General features: G+C 65.2%; 21 protein-coding genes. 10 read left to right on the forward strand and 11 right to left on the reverse strand.

The window, feature by feature from the left end; genetic code table 11:
* Positions 1-126: 126 nt before the first annotated feature.
* A complete protein-coding gene (locus tag ACZY1F_RS03500; RefSeq protein ID WP_463940262.1) occupies positions 127-1,149 on the forward strand; it encodes a glycoside hydrolase family protein in 1,023 nt (340 codons plus the stop codon).
* 191 nt (positions 1,150-1,340) lie between these two features.
* On the opposite strand, the gene ACZY1F_RS03505 is transcribed toward ACZY1F_RS03500, so the two are convergent.
* Together ACZY1F_RS03505 and gdhA are read right to left on the reverse strand one after the other, a co-directional pair.
* Entirely contained in the window at positions 1,341-2,630 is a 1,290-nt protein-coding gene (locus ACZY1F_RS03505) for an ammonium transporter (RefSeq protein WP_463940263.1), read from the reverse strand.
* A gap of 305 nt (positions 2,631-2,935) precedes the next feature.
* The gene (gdhA, locus tag ACZY1F_RS03510) at positions 2,936-4,273 is read right to left on the reverse strand and encodes an NADP-specific glutamate dehydrogenase (protein ID WP_463940264.1); all 1,338 of its coding nucleotides are present in this window, start codon (positions 4,271-4,273) and stop codon (positions 2,936-2,938) included.
* 162 nt (positions 4,274-4,435) lie between these two features.
* Here gdhA and ACZY1F_RS03515 point away from each other — a divergent pair, with 162 nt between their 5' ends.
* Entirely contained in the window at positions 4,436-5,293 is an 858-nt protein-coding gene (locus ACZY1F_RS03515) for a prephenate dehydratase (RefSeq protein WP_463940265.1), read from the forward strand.
* A 42-nt stretch (positions 5,294-5,335) separates the two neighbouring features.
* Here ACZY1F_RS03515 and ACZY1F_RS03520 read toward each other — a convergent pair whose 3' ends face one another.
* The 8 genes from ACZY1F_RS03520 to ACZY1F_RS03555 all read right to left on the reverse strand — a co-directional run bounded on the left by ACZY1F_RS03520 (position 5,336) and on the right by ACZY1F_RS03555 (position 13,558).
* Entirely contained in the window at positions 5,336-7,306 is a 1,971-nt protein-coding gene (locus tag ACZY1F_RS03520) for an FAD-binding monooxygenase (RefSeq protein WP_463940266.1), read from the reverse strand.
* Between the two features lie 173 nt (positions 7,307-7,479).
* Positions 7,480-7,851 (reverse strand): hypothetical protein, encoded by a 372-nt coding sequence (locus ACZY1F_RS03525; RefSeq protein WP_463940395.1) that lies wholly within the window; start codon positions 7,849-7,851, stop codon positions 7,480-7,482.
* A 116-nt stretch (positions 7,852-7,967) separates the two neighbouring features.
* Positions 7,968-8,393, reverse strand: a complete 426-nt coding sequence (locus ACZY1F_RS03530) for a heat shock protein transcriptional repressor HspR (RefSeq protein WP_463940267.1) — start codon at positions 8,391-8,393, stop codon at positions 7,968-7,970.
* Positions 8,394-8,408: 15 nt separating this feature from the next.
* A complete protein-coding gene (locus tag ACZY1F_RS03535; protein ID WP_463940268.1) occupies positions 8,409-9,383 on the reverse strand; it encodes a DnaJ C-terminal domain-containing protein in 975 nt (324 codons plus the stop codon).
* A 170-nt stretch (positions 9,384-9,553) separates the two neighbouring features.
* Positions 9,554-10,240, reverse strand: coding sequence for a nucleotide exchange factor GrpE (locus ACZY1F_RS03540; RefSeq protein ID WP_463940269.1), 687 nt, complete (start codon positions 10,238-10,240; stop codon positions 9,554-9,556).
* A gap of 2 nt (positions 10,241-10,242) precedes the next feature.
* Positions 10,243-12,123, reverse strand: coding sequence for a molecular chaperone DnaK (gene dnaK / locus ACZY1F_RS03545; RefSeq protein WP_463940270.1), 1,881 nt, complete (start codon positions 12,121-12,123; stop codon positions 10,243-10,245).
* A 225-nt stretch (positions 12,124-12,348) separates the two neighbouring features.
* The gene (locus ACZY1F_RS03550) at positions 12,349-12,708 is read right to left on the reverse strand and encodes a hypothetical protein (RefSeq protein ID WP_463940271.1); all 360 of its coding nucleotides are present in this window, start codon (positions 12,706-12,708) and stop codon (positions 12,349-12,351) included.
* Positions 12,709-12,823: 115 nt separating this feature from the next.
* Entirely contained in the window at positions 12,824-13,558 is a 735-nt protein-coding gene (locus ACZY1F_RS03555; protein WP_463940272.1) for a TetR/AcrR family transcriptional regulator, read from the reverse strand.
* Positions 13,559-13,685: 127 nt separating this feature from the next.
* Here ACZY1F_RS03555 and ACZY1F_RS03560 point away from each other — a divergent pair, with 127 nt between their 5' ends.
* On the forward strand, positions 13,686-14,615 hold the full coding sequence (locus ACZY1F_RS03560; protein ID WP_463940273.1) for an NAD-dependent epimerase/dehydratase family protein: 930 nt from the start codon (positions 13,686-13,688) through the stop codon (positions 14,613-14,615).
* 5 nt (positions 14,616-14,620) lie between these two features.
* On the opposite strand, the gene ACZY1F_RS03565 is transcribed toward ACZY1F_RS03560, so the two are convergent.
* Complete coding sequence (locus tag ACZY1F_RS03565) at positions 14,621-16,825, reverse strand: MMPL family transporter (RefSeq protein WP_463940274.1); 2,205 nt, start codon at positions 16,823-16,825, stop codon at positions 14,621-14,623.
* A gap of 214 nt (positions 16,826-17,039) precedes the next feature.
* Here ACZY1F_RS03565 and ACZY1F_RS03570 point away from each other — a divergent pair, with 214 nt between their 5' ends.
* The 7 genes from ACZY1F_RS03570 (at position 17,040) to ACZY1F_RS03600 (ending at position 23,266) form a co-directional block, all read left to right on the forward strand.
* A complete protein-coding gene (locus tag ACZY1F_RS03570) occupies positions 17,040-17,555 on the forward strand; it encodes a MarR family winged helix-turn-helix transcriptional regulator (RefSeq protein WP_463940275.1) in 516 nt (171 codons plus the stop codon).
* A 44-nt stretch (positions 17,556-17,599) separates the two neighbouring features.
* The gene (locus ACZY1F_RS03575) at positions 17,600-18,421 is read left to right on the forward strand and encodes a methyltransferase domain-containing protein (protein ID WP_252568627.1); all 822 of its coding nucleotides are present in this window, start codon (positions 17,600-17,602) and stop codon (positions 18,419-18,421) included.
* 149 nt (positions 18,422-18,570) lie between these two features.
* On the forward strand, positions 18,571-18,807 hold the full coding sequence (locus ACZY1F_RS03580) for a type II toxin-antitoxin system Phd/YefM family antitoxin (protein WP_463940277.1): 237 nt from the start codon (positions 18,571-18,573) through the stop codon (positions 18,805-18,807).
* On the forward strand, positions 18,807-19,196 hold the full coding sequence (locus ACZY1F_RS03585; protein WP_463940278.1) for a type II toxin-antitoxin system VapC family toxin: 390 nt from the start codon (positions 18,807-18,809) through the stop codon (positions 19,194-19,196). Before ACZY1F_RS03580 ends, ACZY1F_RS03585 begins: the two co-directional genes overlap by 1 nt.
* Positions 19,197-19,310: 114 nt before the next feature.
* Positions 19,311-19,934, forward strand: a complete 624-nt coding sequence (locus tag ACZY1F_RS03590; protein WP_463940280.1) for a LysE family transporter — start codon at positions 19,311-19,313, stop codon at positions 19,932-19,934.
* Between the two features lie 137 nt (positions 19,935-20,071).
* The gene (locus tag ACZY1F_RS03595) at positions 20,072-21,082 is read left to right on the forward strand and encodes a bile acid:sodium symporter family protein (RefSeq protein WP_463940282.1); all 1,011 of its coding nucleotides are present in this window, start codon (positions 20,072-20,074) and stop codon (positions 21,080-21,082) included.
* 99 nt (positions 21,083-21,181) lie between these two features.
* Positions 21,182-23,266: a chorismate-binding protein gene (locus tag ACZY1F_RS03600; protein WP_463940284.1), complete on the forward strand. Its 2,085-nt coding sequence runs from the start codon at positions 21,182-21,184 to the stop codon at positions 23,264-23,266.
* Positions 23,267-23,564 lie beyond the last annotated feature (298 nt).

Raw genomic sequence — 23,564 nt, forward strand, 5'->3', positions numbered from 1 at the left:
GCTAACTGTCACGCACTGGCCGAGCCCTGTCACGCAGCCGGGAAGCAGCCGGCAAGCAGCTGCGGGAAAGCACTTTCCCGCATAGGATGTAGGGAATTCTGACTTCGCATCCACCTGGAGATTCCCGTGCGCACCGAAGCCGCCGCTTCAGATTCAATCCGTGAACCTGCACCATCCAACGTCGCGTCACTCAGCGCTGATGCCTTCAGGACTCCGTACCGGGATCCCATCTGGGACGGCCCCACGGACCCCATCCTGGTGCCCGACCACTTGACCGGCGATTGGGTGCTCTTCTACACGCAGCGACGGGCCACGGAACCCGGGCTGACCGGCGTCGAGTGGGTCCACGGCACGGCCATTGGAGTGGCCCGCTCATCCGACGGCGGCCTCACTTGGGCGTATCAAGGAACGCTGGACGGACTGGTTCCGCCGGGAATTGAGCTTCCTGCCACGCTATGGGCGCCCGACGTCGTCCGGATCGGCGACCAGTGGATCATGTACCTGACGGTGCTCGGCGGCGTCCGTACGGACTGGACCGGCACCGCCTCTATCGTCCAGCTCGCCAGCCGGGACCTGGTTACCTGGGAACACCTGGGGCCTATTGATCTGGACTCCCCTCGCGTCATTGACGCGGCTGTGGCCCTATGCGGAGACGGTCTGCATCGGCTCTGGTACAAGGACGAGGCCCGCGGATCCAACACGTACAGCGCGGTAACCAGCACGCCTGCCGATCCGACGTCGTGGGTTCTTGAAGGCCTGACCATCGGCGGGCGCCCGCACGAAGGACCCAAAGTCTTCAAGCTCGGAGGCCAGTTCTGGATGATCGTGGACGAATGGCGCGGCCAGGCGGTCTACCGTTCTGAAGATGCCTCAGGTGGCTGGACCCGGCAGAAGTACCTTGACGGCCTCATCCTGACGGCTCCTGAAACGGCCGACGGCGGTCCAGTAGCAGGACGGCACGCGGACGTTGTGCCGCTGGACGCCGCGGCGGACGGCAAGGAACGAGCCCTGATCATTTACTTCACACATCCGCACTGGAATGGCGAGGATATTGACGCCATGGCAGCAGACCCTAAGACCCACCTCAGCCACGTCCGGGCGGCCGTTCTGGAAGTTCACAACGGCAACCTCGTCTGCACAAACACCTGACGCCGAAGCCTCCGAAGCCAGGGCTTGAGAACAGGGTATCGAGGCCGGCACGACAAAAGGCCGAACTACGGAACTATAAGCCAGCGGCTGCTGACACCGGTCCGATGTTCGGCCCTTAGCCGGCCTCCCGCCGGGCGGCGCCAATGGGCGCCGCCCGGGCAGATCTATTTGAGTTCAGGCCCCACTGGTTGTCAGGCCCGCTGCGGCGAACCGAGCTCCACCGGATCTTCATCAGTGAGGTAAGCAAGTTCCGAGTGCGCTGCGATGTCGATACCGCGCATTTCGTCTTCGGGCTTGATTCGCAGGCCGACGATGCGATCGAGAATCTTGGCCAGGATCCAGGTGACGCCAAACGAGTAGACCAGAACGGCAACTGTGGCCACTGCCTGGATACCCAGTTGCTCAAGGCCGCCGCCATAGAAGAGGCCGCTCACTCCGTTCGGAGCCGCATCCGTGGCGAACAGGCCAATCAGCAAGGTGCCGATGATGCCGCCCACGAGGTGAACGCCAACGACGTCGAGCGAATCGTCGTAGCCCAGGCGGAACTTCAGTTCGATGGCGAGGGAGCAGACGGCACCGGCGATGGCGCCGATGGCCAGTGCACCCAGCGGGCTGACCGCGCCGCAAGCAGGCGTAATGGCAACCAGGGCCGAGATCAGGCCGGATGCCGCGCCCATGCTGGTGGCTGCGCCGTGGCGGAGTCGCTCAACCAGCGCCCAGGCGAGGAGCCCGGCAGAAGCTGCCACCGCGGTGTTCAGGAATACGACGGAGGCGGACTGCCCGGCCGAGAGTGCGGAGCCTGCGTTGAAGCCGAACCAGCCCACCCAGAGCAGCCCCGCGCCCACGAGCACAAGCGGCCGGCTGTGCGGCTTGGTGTGCTCCATCTTGGGCCAGCCGGAGCTCTTGCCGAGCACGAGTGCCAGTGCAAGCGCCGCGGCGCCGGCGTTCATGTGCACGGCGGTTCCACCGGCGAAGTCGATTGCTTTGATGCCGCTGGCAATCCAGCCGCCCGTGACGCTGCCGTCAGCAGAGGAGAAAGCGAACACCCAGTGTGCGATGGGGAAGTAGACGATGGTTGCCCAGATTCCGGCAAACAGCATCCAGGCGCCGAACTTCATCCGTCCGGCTGCCGCTCCCGCAACCAGGGCCGTGGTGACACAGGCGAAGAACAGTTGGAAGGCGGCGAACAGGACCACCGGAATGGAGGCTGCCTCGTCTGCGGCGAGCAACTGTCCCATGCCCGGGAATTCCGTGATGTCCCCGATGAGTCCGAGGCCGCCCACGGAGTTTCCGAAGGCCATGGAATAGCCGAAGAGCGCCCAGAGTACCGCCACCAGGCTCGCGCCGCCAAAGCACATCATCATCATGTTGAGAATGCGACGAGACCCCACCATGCCCCCGTAAAACAGGGCCAGGGCAGGGATCATCATACAGACCAGCGCTGAGCTGGCCAGAATCCAAGCGACATTTCCCGAATCCATGGGAAACCCCTTTCGTGATGCGAAGAGAGAACGGGAATTGCCGTCAGAGCCGCTCCAGAGGAGGGACGCGGAGTCAGTTCCACGTTCATTGGAGGGCAGCTATTGCCGTCTGGTTCCAACTGTATGGCTGCAGTTCCGCGATGGGTTTCTAGCTGGTTAAATCGACGTTTCACTCACGGGCACGCGAGTTTCACGGGTAACTCAAACGAACTTTGGATTCAGGGAGACGGATACTGGAACAACGCAAGCGGCCACCCACCCTTGCTGGGTCGGTGGCCGCTATTAGCGCCAGTGTGGGGTGAGCGCTAGATAAGCCCCTGCGCAAGCATCGCGTCAGCCACCTTGACGAAGCCGCCAATGTTGGCGCCCAGCACATAGTTGCCGGGGTCGCCGTATTCGTCCGCGGTTGAAGCGCAGCGGTGGTGGATGCCCACCATGATCTCGGTGAGCCGCTGTTCGGTGTGCTCGAAGGACCAGGAGTCGCGGCTGGCGTTCTGCTGCATCTCAAGCGCCGACGTCGCCACGCCGCCTGCGTTCGCGGCCTTGCCCGGCCCGAACAGCACACCGGCATCCTGGAACACGGAGACGGCGCCACGGGTGGAGGGCATGTTGGCGCCTTCGCCGACGGCGACCACGCCGTTGCGCACCAACCGCGCGGCAGCATCGCCGTCGAGCTCGTTCTGCGTGGCGCACGGCAGCGCCACCGTCGCGTCGACATCCCACACCGATCCGGCTTCCACATAGGAAACGCCGGGACGGCGCACTGCGTAATCCTTGAGGCGCCCGCGTTCTACTTCCTTGACCTCGCGAAGAAGCGCGACGTCGATGCCCGCCTCATCCACGATGTAGCCGGAAGAGTCGGAGCAAGCCACCACGCTGGCACCGAGCGTCTGCGCTTTGGCAATGGCGTTGATGGCCACGTTGCCGGAACCTGACACCACCACGCGCTGCCCGTCGAAGGACGAACCACGGGTCTTCAGCATCTCCTGGGTGAAGATGACGGTGCCATAGCCGGTGGCTTCCGGCCGCACCAGCGAGCCGCCCCAGGACATGCCCTTGCCGGTGAGGACGCCGGATTCGTAGCGGTTGGTGATGCGCTTGTATTGCCCAAAGAGGTACCCGATTTCACGGCCGCCGACGCCGATATCACCGGCCGGCACGTCCGTGTACTCGCCGATGTGCCGGTAGAGCTCGGTCATGAAGGACTGGCAGAAGCGCATCACTTCGGCATCGCTGCGGCCGCGGGGATCGAAGTCCGCGCCGCCCTTGCCGCCGCCGATGGGCATGCCGGTGAGGGCGTTCTTGAAGATCTGCTCGAAGCCCAGGAACTTCACAATGCCCAGGTAGACGGAGGGGTGGAACCGCAGGCCGCCCTTGTAGGGGCCGAGGGCGGAGTTGAATTCAACGCGGAAGCCGCGGTTGATCTGCACGCGGCCGGAGTCGTCGGTCCACGGAACGCGGAAGATGATCTGGCGCTCGGGCTCGCAAAGGCGCTCCAGGATGGCGGCTTCAAGCAACTCGGGGTGCCGGTCGTGGACAGGGCCAAGGCTCTCAAAAACCTCGGTCACCGCCTGGTGGAATTCAGCTTCACCGGGGTTCCTCGTCAGTACCGTATTCCGGATGGCCTCAAGCCGAGCGTCCACGCCGCCGCCTCCTCAAAATCATTGAATGTTCAACTCAGCATGGTACCAACGATTGCCGTTACTGAACTTTTTGCGGCAGTCGCAATCGGTTTCTCCGCCCGAATGGCGATATTACTGCGGGCGGGTTGGGCGGTGGGCACCAGCCGTGAAAGCATACGGACCATGGCCCAGAAGATTGCGTACCAGGGTGAGCCCGGCGCCAACTCCAATATCGCGTGCATGCAGATGTTCCCCCAGCTGGAAAGCGTTCCCTGCGCCAGCTTCGAGGACGCCTTCGAGCTGGTCTCCGGCGGTGAGGCAGAGCTGGCGATGATCCCGATTGAGAACTCGATCGCCGGCCGGGTGGCGGACATCCATATCCTGCTCCCCCAATCGCACCTGCAGATCGTGGGCGAGTTCTTCCTGCCCATCCATTTTGACCTGCTGGGCATTCCGGGCAGCACCATCGAGGCGGCCACCGAGGTCCACAGCCACATCCACGCCCTGGGCCAGTGCCGCCGCCTGATCCGGGAGGCCGGGCTGCGTCCTGTCATCGCCGGGGACACTGCAGGATCCGCCCGGGAGGTCCGGGAGTGGAACGACCCCACCAAGCTGTCCCTCGCTCCTCCGCTCGCGGCCGAGATCTACGGCCTCGAGGTGCTGGCGTCACGGGTCGAGGATAACCCGTCCAACACCACCCGCTTTGTGGTCCTGGCGCGGGAAAAGGAACTGCCAACCCGGGAAGAACTGCCCGGACCGGCGGTGACCAGTTTTGTGTTCCGCGTCAGGAACGTCCCATCGGCGCTGTTCAAGGCGCTGGGCGGGTTCGCCACCAATGGCGTGAACATGACGCGGCTGGAGAGCTACATGGTGGGCGACGAATTCGCCGCCACGATGTTCATGGTGGACGTCGAAGGCCACCCCGAGGACGTGCCGTTGCGCCTGGCCCTTGAGGAGCTGGACTTCTTCACCACCGAAGTCCGCATCCTGGGTGTCTATCCGGCTGCCGAGTTCCGGACCGCGCAGACAGTCACGGCCTGAAACCCGGTCAGCGAATCAGGCCGCGGACCAAAGCTTCCCCGGTCATGCCTCGTTAGGCAGATACCCCTTCTCACGGCGAGGGAAGAGCGGGGCGAAAAACGCGGCGAGTTCCGCCGTCGCGCCCAACGGCAGGACGTTGGCCACGTACTGGTCCGGTCGCACCACCACCACCACGCCGCCGCGGTCCAGGCCGCGGAGCTCGAAGATGTCAGCGGCGGGATCGGTAGCGTAGACCTTCTCGTAGTCCGTCAGCTGGAACGGTCCGACTGACGGTTTGAAGGCCGCGGGAACGGCACCGATATCAATACTGGTGTGGTCCTGCTGGTAGATGACCTTCACGTCGAACCATGCGTCACGATCAGCGCCCGACGGCGTCGCGGCCAGCGGCGATTCGGGCGAGTTCGCGATCCACTCGGCGAAGTCGTCGACGGACGACGGCGGCGCCTGCGGTCCCGCCGTCGAGTGTCTCGTCGTCGGTGGTCCTGTGGGCGGCGGCGCCGTATCGGGTGCTGCCGGGTCGGCGAAGATGTAGATGCGCCACCGGCCGTCCGCCGTGGCGTGGTGGCCGAGATGCATCGGGTTGGCGTCGCACACCCGCACCACGGGCGCGGACTTGAACCGCTTCCCGATGGGGAAGCCGGCGGCCAGGTGCTGGTGCACCGGTTCTGCGGTGACCATGGACGGCGTGTACTGGGTCATAAAGCCCGCGGGGAACTCGGCGGTGCTGACGTAGAAGTCCTCCAGCTCGGAGGGGTTCGCAAACTCCTCGGGTTTCTTCGCCATCATGGTGGACCACTCTTTGTCGAAGTCGATCAGGTTCTTCGCCACCACCTGGCGCTCCTCCGAGTAGGTGGACAGCAGGCTTTCCGGGCTACGGCCCTCGAGCACATGTCCGAGCTTCCAGCCGAGATTGAAACCGTCCTGCATGGAGACATTCATGCCCTGGCCTGCCTTGGCGCTGTGCGTGTGGCAGGCATCGCCGGTGATGAACACGCGGGGGGTGCGCGTCCCGCGCTGGTCCGGCAGGACGTCGTCGAACCTGTCCGTGAGGCGGTGGGCCACCTCATACACGCTGTGCCAGCCGACGTTGCGGACGTCCAGGGTGTAGGGGTGCAGGATGGTGTTCGCGTGGCCGATGATCTGCTCGATGGTGGTGCTGCGCACGGCCCCGCGGTCCTCCGGCGCGACCTCGCCGAGGTCAACGTACATGCGGAAGAGATGGCCCCCTTCGCGCGGGATCAGCAGGATGCTGCCTCCCGCCCCGGACTGGATGGCGCATTTTGTGCGGATGTCGGGGAAGTCCGTGACGGCGAGGACGTCCATGACGCCCCACGCGTGATGGGCCTGGTCGCCGGCCATGGTGCAGCCGATCGATTCGCGCACCTTGCTGCGTGCGCCGTCCGCGCCGACGACGTACTTGGCCCGGACAACGCGCTCCTGGCCCGCGTCAGGTCCTGACGCGTGGACGAGCGTTACGGTGACGGGGTAGTCGCCGTCGCCGACCTCGAGGCTGCCGAACTCAAAGCCGTAGTCGGGCGACATCCGCGCTGGTGCGTTGGCCATGTACTCGGCGAAGTAGTCCAGCACGCGGGCCTGGTTGACGATGAGGTGCGGAAACTCGCTGATGCCTGTGGGGTCATCCGGCGTGCGGGCCGCGCGGGCGATCCGGGAATGGTCAGCGGGGTCCGGTTTCCAGAACGCCATTTCGGTGATGCGGTACGCCTCGGCGATGATGCGCTCGGCGAAACCGAAGGCCTGGAAAGTCTCGACGCTGCGGGCCTGGATGCCGTCCGCCTGGCCGATGACGAGCCGCCCGGCGCGGCGCTCCACGATGCGCGTGGTGACGCCGGGGAACCGGGAAAGCTGGGCCGCGGCGAGCATGCCCGCGGGACCGGTGCCCACGATGAGCACGTCCACTTCGTCGGGAAGCTCGGCGGGCCGGTCCAAACCGACGCCGGCGGCCGGCTGAACCCGCGGGTCACCGGATACGTAACCGTGGTGGTGGAACTGCACGGGCTTTCCTCACTTCGTTGTTTGGCTGGCTGGCATTGAGTTCAATAATAGAACTTGATGTTCCATATACGAATAAACATGCTGAAGTGGAATTCTACTCGTCCGTGATGCAAGCCACAACCCGCCCGTGCGACCGTGAGCCGGGGACCGTGAGTTGGGGACCGCCGGAGCCGCTAGCCCATCGCCGGCGCTGCCGACGTACCGGAGCTGAATTGGCGGCGGGCCCAGCGGGCGAGTTTTGTGCCCTTGCCCTTCCACCAGTTGTCCTCGTCCTTGTCGTGGTGCAGGCGGAAGATGATCGCCACCATCACGAACATCGACATACCAACGTCCATCCAGGACCAGGCCAGCGCGTCGATCAGCACGCTCATTCCGGCAGAGATGATGGCCGGAACGGCCAGCGTCCGGAAGACCGTGCTGGCCACATAGCGCCGGTGCGACCTCGGCACGGACAGCGCCCGCACCATGTCAAAGCACACGCACACCACCACGACGGTCTGACCGATGGCAAGTAGGATCAGCCCAACACTTGACCCTGCGAACATAACGACTGAAGAACCAAACACGCGAAAACCCCCAGAGGCTCGAACTTGCGCTGTGAGACCCAGCTGAAGTTCCATTCAAGCCAGTGGCGGCGGTCCGGTCACGAGTAGTGGGTACTCTAGTTTCCCAGCGCCCTGGGCCGCCAGACCACCACGGCCTGGGATCGCGCGCGGGGGCGCTGGCCGCGGGCAAGGCTCACCACGTCGCCGGCGGCACCGGCCGCGAAGATCCGCGAATCAAGGGGATCACGACGGCGGCCCAGCTCCTCGGTCAGTTCGCTCACCCTGCGCTGGAGCGCGGCCACCTGGTTTCCGAGCTCAAGAATGCGTTTGATGCCTTCGAGCGAGACGCCTTCGTGGGACAGCCTCTGGACTTCGCGCAGCATGTTGATATCCCGCTGCGAATAGCGGCGCGACTTCCCCGGCGCCCGGCTGGGCGAGACAATGCCCAGCCGGTCATACTGCCGGAGCGTCTGCGGGTGCATATCCGCCAGTTCAGCCGCGACGGAGATCACGAAGATCGGCTGGTCAGCGCTGATGTCCACGGTCTGCTCCGTTACTTACAGCCGGGCCTTGGCGGCCAGGCCTTCACGGACATCGGCATCGGCGGTGGCTTCGGCAAAGGCCTTCACGGCTGCTTCGGCTTCCTTGTTCAGGTTCTTCGGAATCGCGACGTCGATGGTCACCAGAAGATCGCCGGTGACTTTGGAGGTCTTCACGCCGTGGCCTTTGACCCGGAGCGTGCGCCCCGAGGGTGTGCCGGCCGGAACACGGACCTTCACGGTCTCGCCGTCGATCGTGGGGACTTGGATGTCGGCGCCCAAAGCAGCTTCAGGGAAGGTGACCGGGACATGGATGCGCAGGTTGTCGCCGTCGCGCGTGTAAAACTCGTGGGGCTTGACGGACACGGCCACCATCAGGTCGCCGTTGCCCGCAGGCCCTGGCTGGCCCTTGCCGCGGACGCGCACTTTCTGGCCGTCTTTGATGCCGGCGGGAACGCGGACGTCAATGACGTCACCGCTGGGTTCGCGCAGGCCGATGGTGGTGCCGCGGATGGACCCCGAGAAGGAAATGCTGGTGGTCGCCGTACGGTCGGCTCCCTTCGAAGGCGGACGCTGGAAGCCGGTCTGGCCGCCGAAGCCGCCGCCGCCAAACAGGTCAGCGAACTCGGGCGGGATCCCGCCGGACGAGTTGAAGCCGCCGGGCTGACGCCCCGCACCGCCGGTGAACAGGCCGCCGAACATGTCCTCGAAGCCACCGTTGCCGCCGCCAGCCCCGCCGGGAGCGAACCTGGCGCCTCCACCCATGGCACGGATGGCGTCATACTGCTGGCGCTCATCCGGATCAGACAGCACCGAGTAGGCCTCGGAGATGTCCTTGAACTTCTTCTCCGACGCAGCGTCCCCCGAGTTTGTATCCGGGTGGTGCTGGCGGGCAAGTTTCCGGTACGCCTTCTTGATGTCGGCGTCGGAAGCGTCCTTGGCGATACCAAGGATCGCGTAAAAGTCCTTGTCCACCCAATCCTGGCTAGCCAATGGCGTTTCCTTTCTAGTTCTGTGCTTACGGAGCTCTCCGCGACGAGCTGTGTCGTCATCTCACCTTAGGCGAGACAACCGCCAGCGCGGAGGCCGGATATGGGGCGGCGGTGTGGAGGGCACCGCGAAGCGGGCACCGCCCCATATCCGGCGTAGCGCATTGGTGAGGATCAGGCCGGAACAGCGACGATGACCTGCGCTGCGCGCAGCACACGCTCGCCTGACTTGTAGCCGGAGCGGAGTACCTGGCTGACGGTGTCAACCTCGATGTCTTCGCCGGGCTGCTGGATGAGGGCCTCGTGGATCGTGGGATCGAACTCCACTCCGGTCTCATCTATGCGGACCAGGCCGTACGTCTTCAGCGCGTTCTCCAGTTTGGTGGCGATCGCGGCGAACGGGCCGTCGGTCAGGTCACCGTGCTGGCGGGCAGCGTCGACGTCGTCAAGTACCGGAAGCAGGGAGTTCAGGACGCCGATGACGGCCATCTCCCCTGCCACGGCCCGGTCGCGCTCAACGCGCTTGCGGTAGTTGACGTATTCAGCCTGGAGGCGGAGGAGATCGTTCTTCAGCTCGGCGGCTTCAGCCTGTCCTGCACCCTGCGCCACCGATTCCTCGGCCGGCACCTCGATGCCGTTGAGGATTTCCTCGGCCTGGGCGAGTGCATCGCCGTCGCTGTCCACAGACTCGCCCACCGGCGACTCGCCCTTCGGCGCGTCAGCGGGCTGCTCGCCCTCCGGGTGCCGGGCCTGACCGGTCACCGGATCAACCTTGCGGTTGTCCCGGATGACCGGCTCCTGGTGGCCACCGCCCTGGTCTGGTGAAGAGTTGTGCTCTTCCTCGTTACCGTGGTGCGGCATGGCTACTTCTTCGCTTCGTCTTCGTCGATGATCTCGGCGTCGACGATGTCTTCTTCGCCCGAGGCAGAACCCGTCTTGTCACCGGCGGTGGAGCCTTCGGCACCTGCGGCACCGGTGGCACCGTCCGGCGAACCGGCCTGAGCGTAGATGGCTTCGCCGAGCTTGGTCTGGGAAGCCTGGAGCTTCTCGAACGCGGTCTTCACGGCGGCGTCGTCGGTGCCTTCGAGGGCCTTCTTGAGCTCGTCGACGTCGGCCTGGACCTCGGTCTTGACCTCGTCAGGCAGCTTGTCGGAGTTGTCGGCGATCAGCTTGTCCACGGAGTAGGCGAGCTGCTCGGCGGTGTTGCGGGTGTCGGTCGCCTCGCGGCGGGCCTTGTCCTCGGCCGCGTGCTCCTCGGCGTCCTTGACCATGCGGTCAATGTCTTCCTTGGAGAGCGCGGTGCCGCCGGTGATGGTCATGGACTGTTCCTTGCCGGTGCCCTTGTCCTTCGCGGAGACGTGGACGATGCCGTTGGCGTCAATGTCGAAGGTGACCTCGACCTGCGGGACGCCGCGCGGAGCCGGCGCGATGCCGGTCAGCTCGAACGTGCCCAGCGGCTTGTTGTCCCGGGTGAACTCGCGCTCGCCCTGGAAGACCTGGATGGCCACGGACGGCTGGTTGTCATCAGCCGTGGTGAAGGTCTCGGACCGCTTGGTGGGAATGGCGGTGTTGCGCTCGATCAGGTGCGTCATCACGCCACCCTTGGTTTCGATGCCGAGGGACAGCGGGGTGACGTCGATCAGCAGGACGTCCTTGCGCTCGCCCTTGAGAACGCCGGCCTGGAGTGCTGCGCCAACGGCTACAACTTCATCCGGGTTGACGCCCTTGTTCGGCTCCTTGCCGCCGGCCAGTTCCTTGACCAGGTCGTAGACGGCGGGCATACGGGTGGATCCGCCAACGAGGACGATGTGGTCGATCTCGGAAAGCTTGATGCCGGCTTCCTTGATGACGTCGTGGAACGGCTTCTTGGTGCGCTCCAGCAGGTCCTTGGTGAGGTCCTGGAACTTGGCGCGGGTCAGCTGCTCGTCCAGGTGGACCGGGCCGTCGGGGGTGACGGAGAGGTACTGGAGCGAAACGTTGGTGCTGCTTGAAGAAGAGAGTTCCTTCTTGGCCTGCTCTGCGGCTTCGCGGAGGCGCTGCAGGGCGATCTTGTCCTTGGACAGGTCGATGCCCTTGACCTTGAGCTGGTTCAGCAGGTAATCCACAACGCGCTGGTCCCAGTCGTCGCCGCCGAGGCGGTTGTCGCCTGCGGTGGAGCGGACCTGGATGGTGGAGAAGTTGTCTTCGTCCTTGCCCACTTCGAGCAGGGAGACGTCGAACGTGCCGCCGCCGAGGTCGAAGACCAGGATGAGCTCGTCTTCCTTGCCCTTGTCCAGGCCGTAGGCCAGTGCTGCCGCGGTGGGCTCGTTGACAATGCGCAGGACGTTCAGGCCCGCGATTTCGCCGGCTTCCTTGGTGGCCTGGCGCTCGGCATCGTTGAAGTAGGCCGGAACGGTGATCACGGCGTCGGTGACCTTCTCACCGAGGTAGGACTCGGCGTCGTTCTTCAGCTTCATGAGCACACGGGCAGAGATTTCCTGCGCGGTGTACTTCTTGTCATCGATGCCAACGGACCAGTCAGTGCCCATGTGGCGCTTGACGGAAGCGATGGTGCGATCGATGTTGTTGACGGCCTGGCGCTTGGCGATTTCGCCGACCAGGACCTCGCCGGACTTGGAGAATGCAACGACGGACGGCGTGGTGCGGCCACCCTCGGCGTTGGCAATTACGGTGGGCTCGCCACCTTCGAGAACGGAGACGACGGAGTTAGTGGTTCCGAGGTCGATACCTACTGCACGTGACATGTGTTGCTTCCTTCTTTTCCTTGGAAACTTGCTGGCGCCCGAGTGTTGAGCGTTCTGCACTCAACTTTACTCATGGCGCCAGAGATGTCAATCCAAAGTTGAGCGTAGTCCGCTCAACTTTGGATTTCTAGGTAGCGGTACCGCCAGGCAATCCCTTGTATTCACGGGGTTTTCAGGCCGAAAATTCCGCTTCCCGGGCAGTAGTTCGCTGTGCGTGAACGGCCGCTACGGGTTCTTGTCCTTGTCCACTTCCACCTCGCGGGCACTGTCAACTGAGCCCGCCTCGCCGTAGTCACCTTCGGGATAGTCACCCTCCTCGGGCTGGTTCTCCGCGCCGCCCACAACCCCGGCCTCGCCGTAGTCGCCTTCCGGATAGTCGCCCTCCTCGGGCTGGCTCCCCGTGCCGCCGACGCCGGCCTCGCCGTAATCGCCTTCCGAATAATCGCCCTCCGCGGGCTGGTTTTCCGCGCCGCCGACGCCGGCCTCGCCGAAGTCGGCCTCCTCATACTGGTCACCTTCGCCCTCCATACCGGGTTCGGTGCTGGCCTTGCGGCGGTCTTCTTCAGGTGCGGCGTTCTCACTCATGACGTGATCTCTCCTTCGAGTTCCCGCGTCCATCCGGGCGCATTTGGAGTCTACCCAGCCGGAAGCGAGCTAAACAGGGGCAGTGCAGACTCCGGCGGCGTCGCGCGGGTTTCCGTCAGAGGCCGAGCCCCGCCACCCCCGCGAGGACGGTGAGGTGGTGCTCAAAGAGTTCATCGCGGGCACGGAAAGTGTCCGCCCCATATTGGCCAAAGACCTCGAAACTCACCGCCCCGAAAAGTGACGTCCACACAAGGGCGCCGTTCGCCTGGAGTACGTCCGGCATGGCGAGCCCGAGTTCGCTGCGGATCAATTCCAGATCAGCGGACAGGGCGGAAGGTACGACGGCGGTGCGCGCCACGGCCGTCGTCAGCTCGCCTGCTCGGTAGGCGCCGTCCAGAATGCCAATGAGGCGGTAGATCACCCGCGTCCCCGGGGCTGTGGTCTGGCCCGCGGGGGCCTGGTACCCCGGCACCGGACTGCCAAACAGGAGCGCGTAGCGCGCCGGCTCCCGCAGCGCCCAGATCCTGACGGCCCGGCCCAGCGCCTTGAACCTGCCGGCAAAGTCGCGCTCCGGCAATGCGTTCACGGCGGCATCCACGGCGTCGCCGAGTTCGCCGTAGGCGTCCACCAAAAGCAGCGTGAGGAGCTCGTCCCGGTTGGCCACGTAACGGTAGACGGCGGACGAGACAACACCTAGGTCCCTCGCCACGGCGCGGAGGGACAGGGCTGCCGCGCCCTGCGTTGCCAGATGCTTCCTGCCCAGCCGGACGATGTCAGCAATAGTCTGGGCCCGTGCGCGCTCCCGCGGCGTCCGAAGGGTGGTTTCCGCAACCGCGGCAGGGTCATTCATTGGTCCAGCATGGCACAAGTCAGAGCAGTGTCAACAATTGAGATCACTGCTCTTGACAGTTTCCCGGCCGAAGCGCACGCTTATTGGAGAGCAGTGCTCTCTAGTGGAAATTCCTTGAGGAGAAGTCATGAACGACGTCTATGTTGTTACCGGAGCCGGCCCCGTGGGCTGGACGGTCGCAGAGCAACTCGCGGAGCAGGGGAAGAAGGTCAGGATCCTCACCCGTTCCGGCAGCGGCCCGGAGCATGCGCTGGTGGAGCGTGTGAAAGCGGACGTCCAGGATGCCGTCCAACTGCGGGACGCCTTCGCGGGCGCAATGGCCGTCTTTCACTGCATCCACGGCTCCTCCTACACCGCGAATGCCTGGCAGGCGGAACTGCCGGCTGCGGAGCAAACGGTGCTGGCGGCGGCAGGCGAGGCAGGCGCCGTCGTCGTCTTCCCCGAAAGCCTCTACTCGTACAGCGAACCGCAGCGACCCATGAAAGAAGCGGGACCACGGACCGCCGACGGCGGCAAGCGGGGTGTCCGGACGAAACTGCTGCACGCACGGGACGTCTCGCCCACCAGCACTGTCAGCGTGGTTGCCGGCGATTTCTTTGGACCCCGGGTGCGAATCTCGCATGGCGGCGAGCGTGTGGTCCCCACCGTGCTGGCCGGCAAGAAATTGTGGGTTATCGGGAGCACCGACCAGCCCCATTCGTTCACCTACGTCCCGGACCTGGCCGCGGCGATGATCCATGCCGCGGAGACGCCCTCGCTGTGGAACAAGGTGTGGCACGCGCCCACGGGTCGGGCAGTCACGCAGCGGCAGCTGGCCACAGCATTCACCGAGGCCGGCGGAGTACAGGCGCCGAAGATAGCGGCCATACCCGGCTGGGCGCTCCGTGCCATGGGCGTGTTCTCGAAAGACTTCCGCGAAGTTGCCGAAATGCTCTACCAGTTCGAGCAGCCGTTTGTTATGGACTCCGCGGCCACCGAGGCTGCCTTTGGGCTCCGCCCGACACCCCTGCCCGAGGCGGCCGCGGCCACGGTGGCATGGTGGCGCGCGCAGGCATAGGACACCTAGCGGCGGCCGGCACTCGCTGACTCGGGTTGACGGGATTCGTCGTCCCGGAGCTCCGAAGCATCCAGCTCCGGGCGGCCCAGCTTGCCGGGCCACCAGATGCGCGGGCCGATGTCGTACGCCAGCGCGGGGACCAGCAGCGAGCGCACCAGCACGGTGTCCAGGAGCACGCCGAACGCCACAATGAAGGCGAGCTGCACCAGGAACATGATGGGAATGACACCCAGCGCGGCGAACGTGGCGGCCAGCACCACGCCGGCCGAGGTGATCACGCCGCCGGTCACGCCGAGCCCGCGCAGGATGCCCGGCCGGGTCCCGTGCTTCAGCGACTCCTCCCGCACCCGGCTCATCAGGAAGATGTTGTAGTCCACGCCCAAGGCAACCAGGAACACAAACCCGAAGAGCGGCACGGTGGCGTCGGCGCCGGGGAAACCGAGGACGTTATTGAACACGAGCGCCGACACTCCCATGGCCGCGCCGTAAGACAGCACCACCGACAGCACCAACAGGACCGGCGCCACGACGGAGCGAAGCAGCAGCATCAGAATGAACAGGATGACCGCCAGCACGATGGGGATGATGATCACCAGGTCGCGCTGGGCGGTGGTGTTGGTGTCCAGCGCAGTGGCGGTCACGCCGCCTACCAACGCGCCGGCGTCGATCGTTTTAGTTTCCTCGCGCAGCGCCTTGACCGCGTCCTCCGCCTCGATGGAATCCGCGGCGTAGTTGAGCGTGGCGTTGATCAGCACCTTGCCTTCGTGGACGTCCGGCGCGCTCGGAGTCCCGGGGGCGCCGGTGATCGGCACACTGCCTTCAGCCAGGAGGTAGGCGTCCCCTACGCCGTCGGCCGCTTTGACCTTTGCCAGCACTTGATCGGCTTTGCTTTCATCCGCAATGACGACGGCGGGGCTGCCGCTGCCGGCGTCAAAATGCCGCGCCAGCGCGTCCTGGCCGTTCACCGCATTGGACGCGGTGAGGATGACGTCGGTCTGCGGCACACCGTTGGCCTTCAGCTGCAACACCCCGGTGGAGGCCACGAGCAGGAGCAGGACCGACGCGACCCAGACCGTGCGCGGGCGGCGGGAAACCAGGGAACCCGTGGCCCGCCAGATACCCTTCTGCCCCTCCAGGCCGGTGACCAGCTCCGGCGCGCGCTCACCTGCCGGAACCAGCTTGGGACGGAAAGGCCAGAACGCCGCACGGCCCAGGAGCGCCATCAGGGCGGGCAGGAGGGTCAGCGCGGCGAACAGCGAGCAAAAAATGCCCGCCGCCGCAACGGGGCCCAAGGCCTTGTTGGAGTTCAGGTCAGAGAACAGCAGGCACAGCAAGGCGATGATGACGGTGGCGCCGGAAGCCAGGATGGGCTCGAACGACGCCTTCCACGCGGTCAGCACGGCGTCGGTCCGGTTGCGTGTGTGGGTCAGGGCTTCGCGGAACCTCGCCACATACAGCAGCGCATAGTCCGTGGCCGCGCCGATCACCAGGATGGACAGGATGCCCTGGCTCTGGCCGCTCAGCTGGATCCAGCCGAGCTTGGCCATGCCGAACACCAGCAGGATGGCGGCGCACAACGCAAAGACGGAGGTGAGCAGCACAGCGATGGGCAGGAGGAGTGAACGGTAGACGGTCAGCAGGATCAGGAAGACCGCACCGAGTGCCACCAGGAGCAGGATCCCGTCGATGCCGGCAAAGGCGCTGACCAGGTCTGCCGTCAGTCCGGCAGGGCCGGTGACGAAGGTCTGCATGCCCTCGGGAGTTGCTTCCGCCAGGAAGTTCCGCAATTCCTGGACAGATTCCTTCAGCTCGCCGGAGGACCCGATCGGGGCGATGAACTGGACCGCTTTGCCGTCCTCCGACGGGATGGGTCCGATCACGGCGCTGCCCAGTTCCAGGCCCTCCAGCCCGGTCTTCAGGGCGGCCAGGTCGCCGAGCCCTGCGGGGCTGATGACGGCGTCGTTTTCGATAACGATGACGGCCGGGACTTCGTCTGAATCACGGAACTTCGCCTGCCAGTCCTGCGCCGCGGTGGCTTCGGCGCTGGCCGGCAGGAAGGAAGCCTGGTCATTCGAGGAGACCTCGTCGAGCCGGCCGAATGTGGGTCCGCCCACCCCGGCGATGGCCAGCCATGTGAGCACCAACAAAACGGGAAGGAGCCAGCGAAGCCAAAACGGAACCCTCGCGCTGTGTTGGGGACTGGATTTCATGATTCCTGCTTCGCTTGGGATGGACGCGGTAGACTTTATTCCATCCTAGAGTATCTCCACCATGGAGATAAATACCAAGGAGATAAATACCATGGATTTCTCGTTTGAAACCAGGCAGCTGGCATCGCTGCAGTAATATCCGTCAGGGCACCAGAGACGATCACGGGCACCAGCTAGCCCGAGCACCAGGCAAGCGAGCGGAGGCGGGACGAACATGACGGACGAAGCGTTTCAGCGCCCACCGGACTCCGCACCCTTTGCCCTGGTCCGCCTGCTGCAGGACTTCACGCTGGAGGCCAACCGCTACGTGGACACCGCCGGCGGCCGCAACGACATGCACCGCACGGACCTCAACGCCCTCGCCGTGATCATGCGGCACACCGCCAAGGGCCAGGTGGTCACGCCGGGCATCCTGCGCAAGGAACTCAACCTCAGCTCGCCCGCCACCACCGCCCTCATAGACCGGCTGGATAATTCAGGGCATGTGGTCAGGGAACGCCTGGGCCCGGACCGGCGGCAGGTCCAGCTCCGCATGACACCCAAGGCGTTCCAGGACGGCAGCGCCATGTTCCTGCCGCTTTCACGCCACATGGGTACCGCCATGGCGGACTTCTCCCCCACCGAACTGGAGCTCGTCAGCCGGTTTATGACAGCCATGGTGGACGCCACGGTCGCGGCCCGTGCGGAAGCGTCAGACGGCGGCCCGGCCGCGCCCGCCCCGTCCAAGTAGGAAGGTTCCGTCCGTTTTCCACTGCGGAGGGGTAGCGTTTCATTATGAGTACGCAGCAGCCTGACGACGACGACGTGTACACGCACGGCCACCACGAGTCGGTGGTCCGCGCCCACGCCTCCAGGACCGCGGAGAACTCCGCCGCCTTTGTTATACCCCACCTCACGCCCGGGGTTTCAGTGCTCGACGTCGGCTGCGGCCCGGGGAGCATCACCTGCGATTTCGCCGGGCTGGTCTCGCCCGGAAAGGTCACCGGCCTGGACCGGTCACCGGACATCATCGCCCAGGCCACGGCACTGGCCGCCGAGCGCGGCGTGGCAAATGCGGAGTTCCTGGCCGGCAACATCTATGACCTCGACTTCGAGGACGAAACGTTCGACGTCGTCCATGCCCACCAGGTGCTGCAGCACCTGACAGACCCGGTGGAGGCGCTGCGCGAGATGCGCCGGGTAGCGAAGCCGGGCGGCATTGTGGCAGTGCGCGACGCCGATTTCCACGGCATGAGCTGGTACCCGGCCATCCCTGAGCTGGACGAATGGATGGACCTGTACCAGCGGATCGCCCGCCGAAACGGGGCCGAGCCCGACGCCGGCCGCCGGCTCGTGTCCTGGGTCCAGTCCGCAGGTTTCGGCGATGTGGCGCCCACCAGCAGCAACTGGCTCTATGCCACCGGGCAACAGCGGAGATGGCAGGCCCGGGTCTGGGGCGAACGGGTGCTGCATTCGGCCTTTGCGGAGCAGGCCCTAGAATATGGCTTCGCAAATCCAGCAGACCTGGCCCGGATTTCGGCCGGCTGGCACCGCTGGGGATCCACCGACGACGGCTGGTTCCTGATCCCGAACGGTGAGGTCATCGCCCGGGCATGATTTCCGCCCGCGTGATTTCCACATAGGCCCAACAGCGCCTATCCGAACCACCTGGCGGCAATAGCGTCGAAATATGAGCTATTACGGAGAGAACGAATACAGGGCTGAGCCTTACACAGCCGGGGGTTGACCAACTAGACTTGGTCAACATGGGGCAATACAACGTCCAAGAGGCAAAGACCCGCCTGTCCGAGCTGTTGAACCTTGTTGCAAACGGCGAAGATGTGGTCATTGCCAAAGCAGGCCGCCCGGTGGCCCGGCTGGTGAAAATCGAGCGCCCCCACAAACGCGAACTGGGCTTCCTGGCGCCCCTCCAGATTCCTGACGGGTTCTACGAACCGTGGACCGATGAGGAAATGGGTGACGTGACGGGCGGCGGTCATTGATGCGCCTGCTCCTGGACACCCATGTCTTCCTGTGGGCTCTCGCCGAACCCAAGAAACTGTCCACCAAAGCCAGGAACGCCATCACCAAGCTAGAGAACTCGGTCTATGTGTCGCCCATGACCGCGTACGAGCTGTCCTATAAACACCATCAAGGCAAGCTGCCGGCGGGGGCAGCCATAGTGGCAAGCTTTGGACGGCAGGTGGCCCACCTCTATGCCTCGGAGCTGGCTATCTCCGCACCGCACGCTTTGGCCGCAGGTCAGCTGGACTGGGAACATCAAGACCCCTTTGACCGGATCCTGGCCGCGCAGGCCATGGTGGAAGGGCTGACGCTGGTAACGGCCGATGAGGAGCTTCACGCATTCGAGCCCGTGACCACCTTGTGGTGAGGCGGCACTCTTCCGGTGAGCACTCTATGGAGAGGGTTGCGCTCTTGTGGTGAGGGTTGCGCTCTTGTGGTGAGGGCGGCTCCCCCTTGGTGCTGGCGGCACTAAACTTGGCAGGTGCAATTCTCTCTTTGGCTCGCCCTCGCGGGCGCCGGCGCCCTGATCAGCTTCACGCCGGGCGCCGGTGCCATCAATACCATGAGCAACTCGCTGACGTCCGGGTTCCGCCGCTCCATCTGGGGCATCCTTGGCCAGCAGGCAGCCTTGGTTGTCCACGTGGTGATCGTGGCGTTGGGCGTGGGCGTGCTCGTTGCAAGCTCACCGGTGGCCTTCAACGTGATCCGTTACGCAGGGGCCGCCTACCTGGTGTATCTGGGCATCCGCCAGTTCCTGAGCAAACCGGAACTGGACCAGGAACAGGCCGCCGCCCTCCGGAACGAGCCCGCCTGGTCAATGTTCCGGCGCGGACTCTGGGTCAACCTGCTCAACCCGAAGGCGATCGTTTTCTTCCTCGCGTTTATGCCACAGTTCATCCGCCCGGAACAGCCGCTCCTGCCGCAGTATCTGGTGCTCACGGCCACCGTGGTGGTGATCGATATCCTGGTGATGTGGTTCTTCTTCGCCTTTGCCGCCAAATCCTTCCAGCGCTTCACGCAGAACGCCCGCGGCCAGAAGATCCTCAGCCGGATTTTCGGGGTGCTGTTTGTGGCGGTAGGCATTCTCCTCGCGCTGATCCACTAGCTAAGGCTGATCGAGCAGGCCCGACCAACCAGGCTGGATCACGCAGCAAACCATACCGGCCGCACATGTCTGACATTTTTGCCCGGCCCATGGTCATGAACTGGCCACCTGCCGGAGATCAATGCCACGATCGATAAATGCTTGAGGCAACCAAATCCCCCAAATCGACAGAACCCGGCACTGATCACGCCCCGGTACCCGCAAACCCGGCGCTGGCCGCCGAAGAGAAAATCGCGCGGCTTGCCGTCACGATCTTCCCGGTGCTCGTGATCGTGGCGGGCGTCGCAGGCTTCCTGGCGCCGGCCGCGTTCCAGCCCATGGGGCCCAGCGTCCCCTACCTTCTGGGCGTCATCATGTTCTGCATGGGCCTGACCCTGACCCCGCCGGATTTCGCCTCGGTGGTCAAGCGCCCCTGGGCAGTGGTTCTGGGCATTGTGGCGCACTACGTGATCATGCCCGGCGCGGGCTGGCTGATTGCCGTGGGGCTCCACCTTTCGCCCGAGCTTGCCGTAGGCCTGATCCTGGTGGGCTGCGCCCCGTCCGGCACAGCCTCCAACGTGATGGCCTTCCTGGCCAAGGGGGACGTGGCCCTGTCCGTAGCCGTGGCCTCGGTATCCACCCTGATCGCCCCGGTGGTTACGCCTCTGCTGGTCCTGTTCCTGGCCGGTTCCTTCCTGGACATCGACGCCGGGAGCATGGTTCTGGACATCGTCAAGACAGTGCTCCTGCCCGTCATCGCCGGGTTGCTGGCGCGGCTGTTCTTCAAGAACCTCATCGCCAGGCTGCTGCCGGCGCTGCCCTGGGCATCCGCCGTCGTAATCTCCTTCATTGTTGCGATTGTGGTGGCGGGTAGCGCCTCCAAGATCGTGGCCGCGGGCGGCATTGTGTTCCTCGCAGTGGTCCTTCACAACGGCTTTGGCCTGGGGTTGGGCTACCTGGCGGGCAAACTGGGCCGGCTGGACGATAAGGCACGCCGGGCACTCGCCTTCGAAGTCGGCATGCAGAACTCGGGCTTGGCCGCCACACTGGCCACCGCGCATTTCACGCCGCTGGCCGCATTGCCATCCGCCGTGTTCTCGCTCTGGCACAACATCTCCGGCGCGATCGTGGCAGCCTGGCTGGCCCGGCGCCCGCTGCGGGACGACTAGCGAGTGCTGCCTTGCGGCAGTAAGGACGTATGTCCGCACGGTCCTCGGCCAGGCGGCGCCACGTCAGCAACTGATGCAGCAGCAGGTACGCTCTATTTCATGACCCCCGCACCTGTGATCATCGCCATTGACGGGCGATCCGGCGCAGGGAAAACCACGCTGGCCATCGAGCTCGCCGCGCAGCTGCGGAACCATCACAAAGTTGCGCTGTTCCACCTTGAGGACATCTACCCGGGCTGGAACGGCCTGAACGCGGGCATCGAGCGCTACGTTTCCACCGTGCTCACGCCCTTGAGCCGCGCCGAGCCCGCCACGTGGACCAGCTGGGACTGGGACAGGCATTACGACGGCGATACCCGGGTCACGCTGCCCGCCGAGATCGTGATCATTGAGGGAGTGGGGGCGGCCGCCGCCGACGCCCGGCCGCTGCTCAGCGCTGTCATCTGGGCCGACTCGCCGGACGACATCCGCCGGAAGCGGGCCTTGGAGCGCGACGGCGGGACGTATGAGCCGTTTTGGGACCAATGGGCTGAGCAGGAAAACGCGTGGCTCGCCGCCGACGACGTCCCCCACCAAGCCGATATCCGCGTACTCAACAATGCCGATGGTTCCGCCACCGCCGACGTCATGCAGGCCCTGGCGTACCTGCCCGCCCTCGGACCGGCGCTAGTTCCCGAGCTTGCCGCCCGCCGCGGCCTCAGGCTGCGTGCAGAACGGCTGGACGCCAGGCCTGACGCCGCCGCCCTCTTCGAGAACCTCTACGGCGGCTCAGCGAACGCCGTCTGGCTGGACTCCTCCAACGCAGGCATCGCCAACGCAGACTCCGCCAGCGAGCGCAGCCGCTTCAGCATCCTCGCGGACGACGGCGGGACCTTCGGCCAGGCGGTCACGCACCGGTCCGGCGAAAGTGTCATCACGGCAGGCTCCGCCATGGTACGTGTCCCGGGACCGTTCTTCCGCTGGCTGGACACCGTGTGGGGACGCCGGGCGGTCCGCACACCGGACGGCTACCCGGGCGACTTCACCCTGGGCTGGCTGGGATGCCTGGGCTATGAGCTCAAGCGCGAAACCGGCGGGACGGACGTAGCGGCGCCGACTCCGGACGCGGCCTTGATCTTCGCGGGCCACGCCGTCGTTCTGGACCACGTTGAAGGAACGGCCTGGCTTCTGGCACTGGAAGCGCCCGACGCCGACAACTGGCTGGCCGACGCCCGCGCTGCCGTCACCGTCGCCGGGAGCACACCGGAATCAGGCGCCCAAACAACGCACGCCGGCGGCAGCAACGGCGTCGTACATCCCGTTGTGCCCGCGTTCAGCAGCCGCGACACGGAGCCCTCCTACCTGGCTAAAATCGCGGCCGCCCAGCACGAAATCCATGAGGGTAACTCCTACGAGGTGTGCCTGACCACCACGCTCACGGCCCGGCTGCCCGCGGCCGCGGTGGCCCCCTGGCCAACGTACCTCGCGCTGCGGCGGAAGAACCCCGCGCCGTTCGCCAGCTACCTTCGGTTCGGCGGGCTGACGGTGGCCAGCACGTCGCCGGAGCGGTTCCTGAGGATAACGTCCGACGGCGGCATGCGGGCCGAACCGATCAAGGGCACCCGCCGCCGGGGTACTGATCCGGAGCGAGACAGGCAGTTGCGGGAGGACCTGGCGGCCTCGCTGAAGGACCGCGCGGAAAACATCATGATTGTGGACCTGCTGAGGAACGACCTCAGCCACTTCGCTGAGCCCGGATCGGTGACAGTCAGCAGGCTGTGCGAGATCGAAAGCTACGCCACCGTGCACCAGATGGTCAGCACCATCGACGCGCGGCTCCTGCCCGGCTCGCCGCGGGCCGAGGCGGTGGCCGCATGTTTCCCTGCCGGCTCCATGACCGGCGCCCCGAAAATCAGCACCATGGCAATCCTGGACCGGCTGGAGGAAGGCCCGCGGGGCCTGTATTCCGGCGCGATCGGCTATTTTTCGCTCAACGGGGCCACGGACCTGGCGGTGGCCATCCGTACTTTGGTCACGACCGCGGAGGCCGGTGACAGCGGCGAACAAGGGGCCACGGCGGAACTCACCCTCGGCATCGGCGGCGCCATCACTGCCGACTCGGTACCTGACGAGGAGTATGACGAAATCCGCGTGAAGGCGCACGGTGTGCTTTCCGCGCTGGGTGCGGATTTTCCCGGCGGCTAGGCAGGCCTGGTGACGGCTCCGGCTTCGCTCCGTAGGTGACCAGCGCCCCGGTCAGGGCGATGGCCAGCGCTGCTGCGAGGATGGTCAGGACAGGATTGACCCATTCCGGAACCGTGTCATACAGGTGGTTACATCTGTTGTGCAGCGGGAAGGCCAGGGTTCCGTCGGTCGCATGTCTAAGGCGGTAGTTGAAGTCCAGCGGCTGGCCAGCGGCCTCACATGTTCTGTCGAGGTCCGCGGCAAAAGCGGAGACCTGGACGAGGGTGAAGGCGGCGATCAGGGTGAATGACGTTATGGT

The organism is Pseudarthrobacter xylosi, assembly GCF_055412765.1.

Excerpts from the sequence above, each read along its gene's own strand:
- ACZY1F_RS03505 (WP_463940263.1), bottom strand. The coding sequence starts at position 2,630 with ATGGATTCGGGAAATGTCGCTTGGATTCTGGCCAGCTCAGCGCTGGTC.
- ACZY1F_RS03515 (WP_463940265.1), top strand. The coding sequence starts at position 4,436 with ATGGCCCAGAAGATTGCGTACCAGGGTGAGCCCGGCGCCAACTCCAAT.
- ACZY1F_RS03525 (WP_463940395.1), bottom strand. The coding sequence starts at position 7,851 with ATGTTCGCAGGGTCAAGTGTTGGGCTGATCCTACTTGCCATCGGTCAG.
- ACZY1F_RS03540 (WP_463940269.1), bottom strand. The coding sequence starts at position 10,240 with ATGCCGCACCACGGTAACGAGGAAGAGCACAACTCTTCACCAGACCAG.
- dnaK (WP_463940270.1), bottom strand. The coding sequence starts at position 12,123 with ATGTCACGTGCAGTAGGTATCGACCTCGGAACCACTAACTCCGTCGTC.
- ACZY1F_RS03550 (WP_463940271.1), bottom strand. The coding sequence starts at position 12,708 with ATGAGTGAGAACGCCGCACCTGAAGAAGACCGCCGCAAGGCCAGCACC.
- ACZY1F_RS03555 (WP_463940272.1), bottom strand. The coding sequence starts at position 13,558 with ATGAATGACCCTGCCGCGGTTGCGGAAACCACCCTTCGGACGCCGCGG.
- ACZY1F_RS03560 (WP_463940273.1), top strand. The coding sequence starts at position 13,686 with ATGAACGACGTCTATGTTGTTACCGGAGCCGGCCCCGTGGGCTGGACG.
- ACZY1F_RS03565 (WP_463940274.1), bottom strand. The coding sequence starts at position 16,825 with ATGAAATCCAGTCCCCAACACAGCGCGAGGGTTCCGTTTTGGCTTCGC.
- ACZY1F_RS03570 (WP_463940275.1), top strand. The coding sequence starts at position 17,040 with ATGACGGACGAAGCGTTTCAGCGCCCACCGGACTCCGCACCCTTTGCC.
- ACZY1F_RS03575 (WP_252568627.1), top strand. The coding sequence starts at position 17,600 with ATGAGTACGCAGCAGCCTGACGACGACGACGTGTACACGCACGGCCAC.
- ACZY1F_RS03580 (WP_463940277.1), top strand. The coding sequence starts at position 18,571 with ATGGGGCAATACAACGTCCAAGAGGCAAAGACCCGCCTGTCCGAGCTG.
- ACZY1F_RS03585 (WP_463940278.1), top strand. The coding sequence starts at position 18,807 with ATGCGCCTGCTCCTGGACACCCATGTCTTCCTGTGGGCTCTCGCCGAA.
- ACZY1F_RS03595 (WP_463940282.1), top strand. The coding sequence starts at position 20,072 with ATGCTTGAGGCAACCAAATCCCCCAAATCGACAGAACCCGGCACTGAT.
- ACZY1F_RS03600 (WP_463940284.1), top strand. The coding sequence starts at position 21,182 with ATGACCCCCGCACCTGTGATCATCGCCATTGACGGGCGATCCGGCGCA.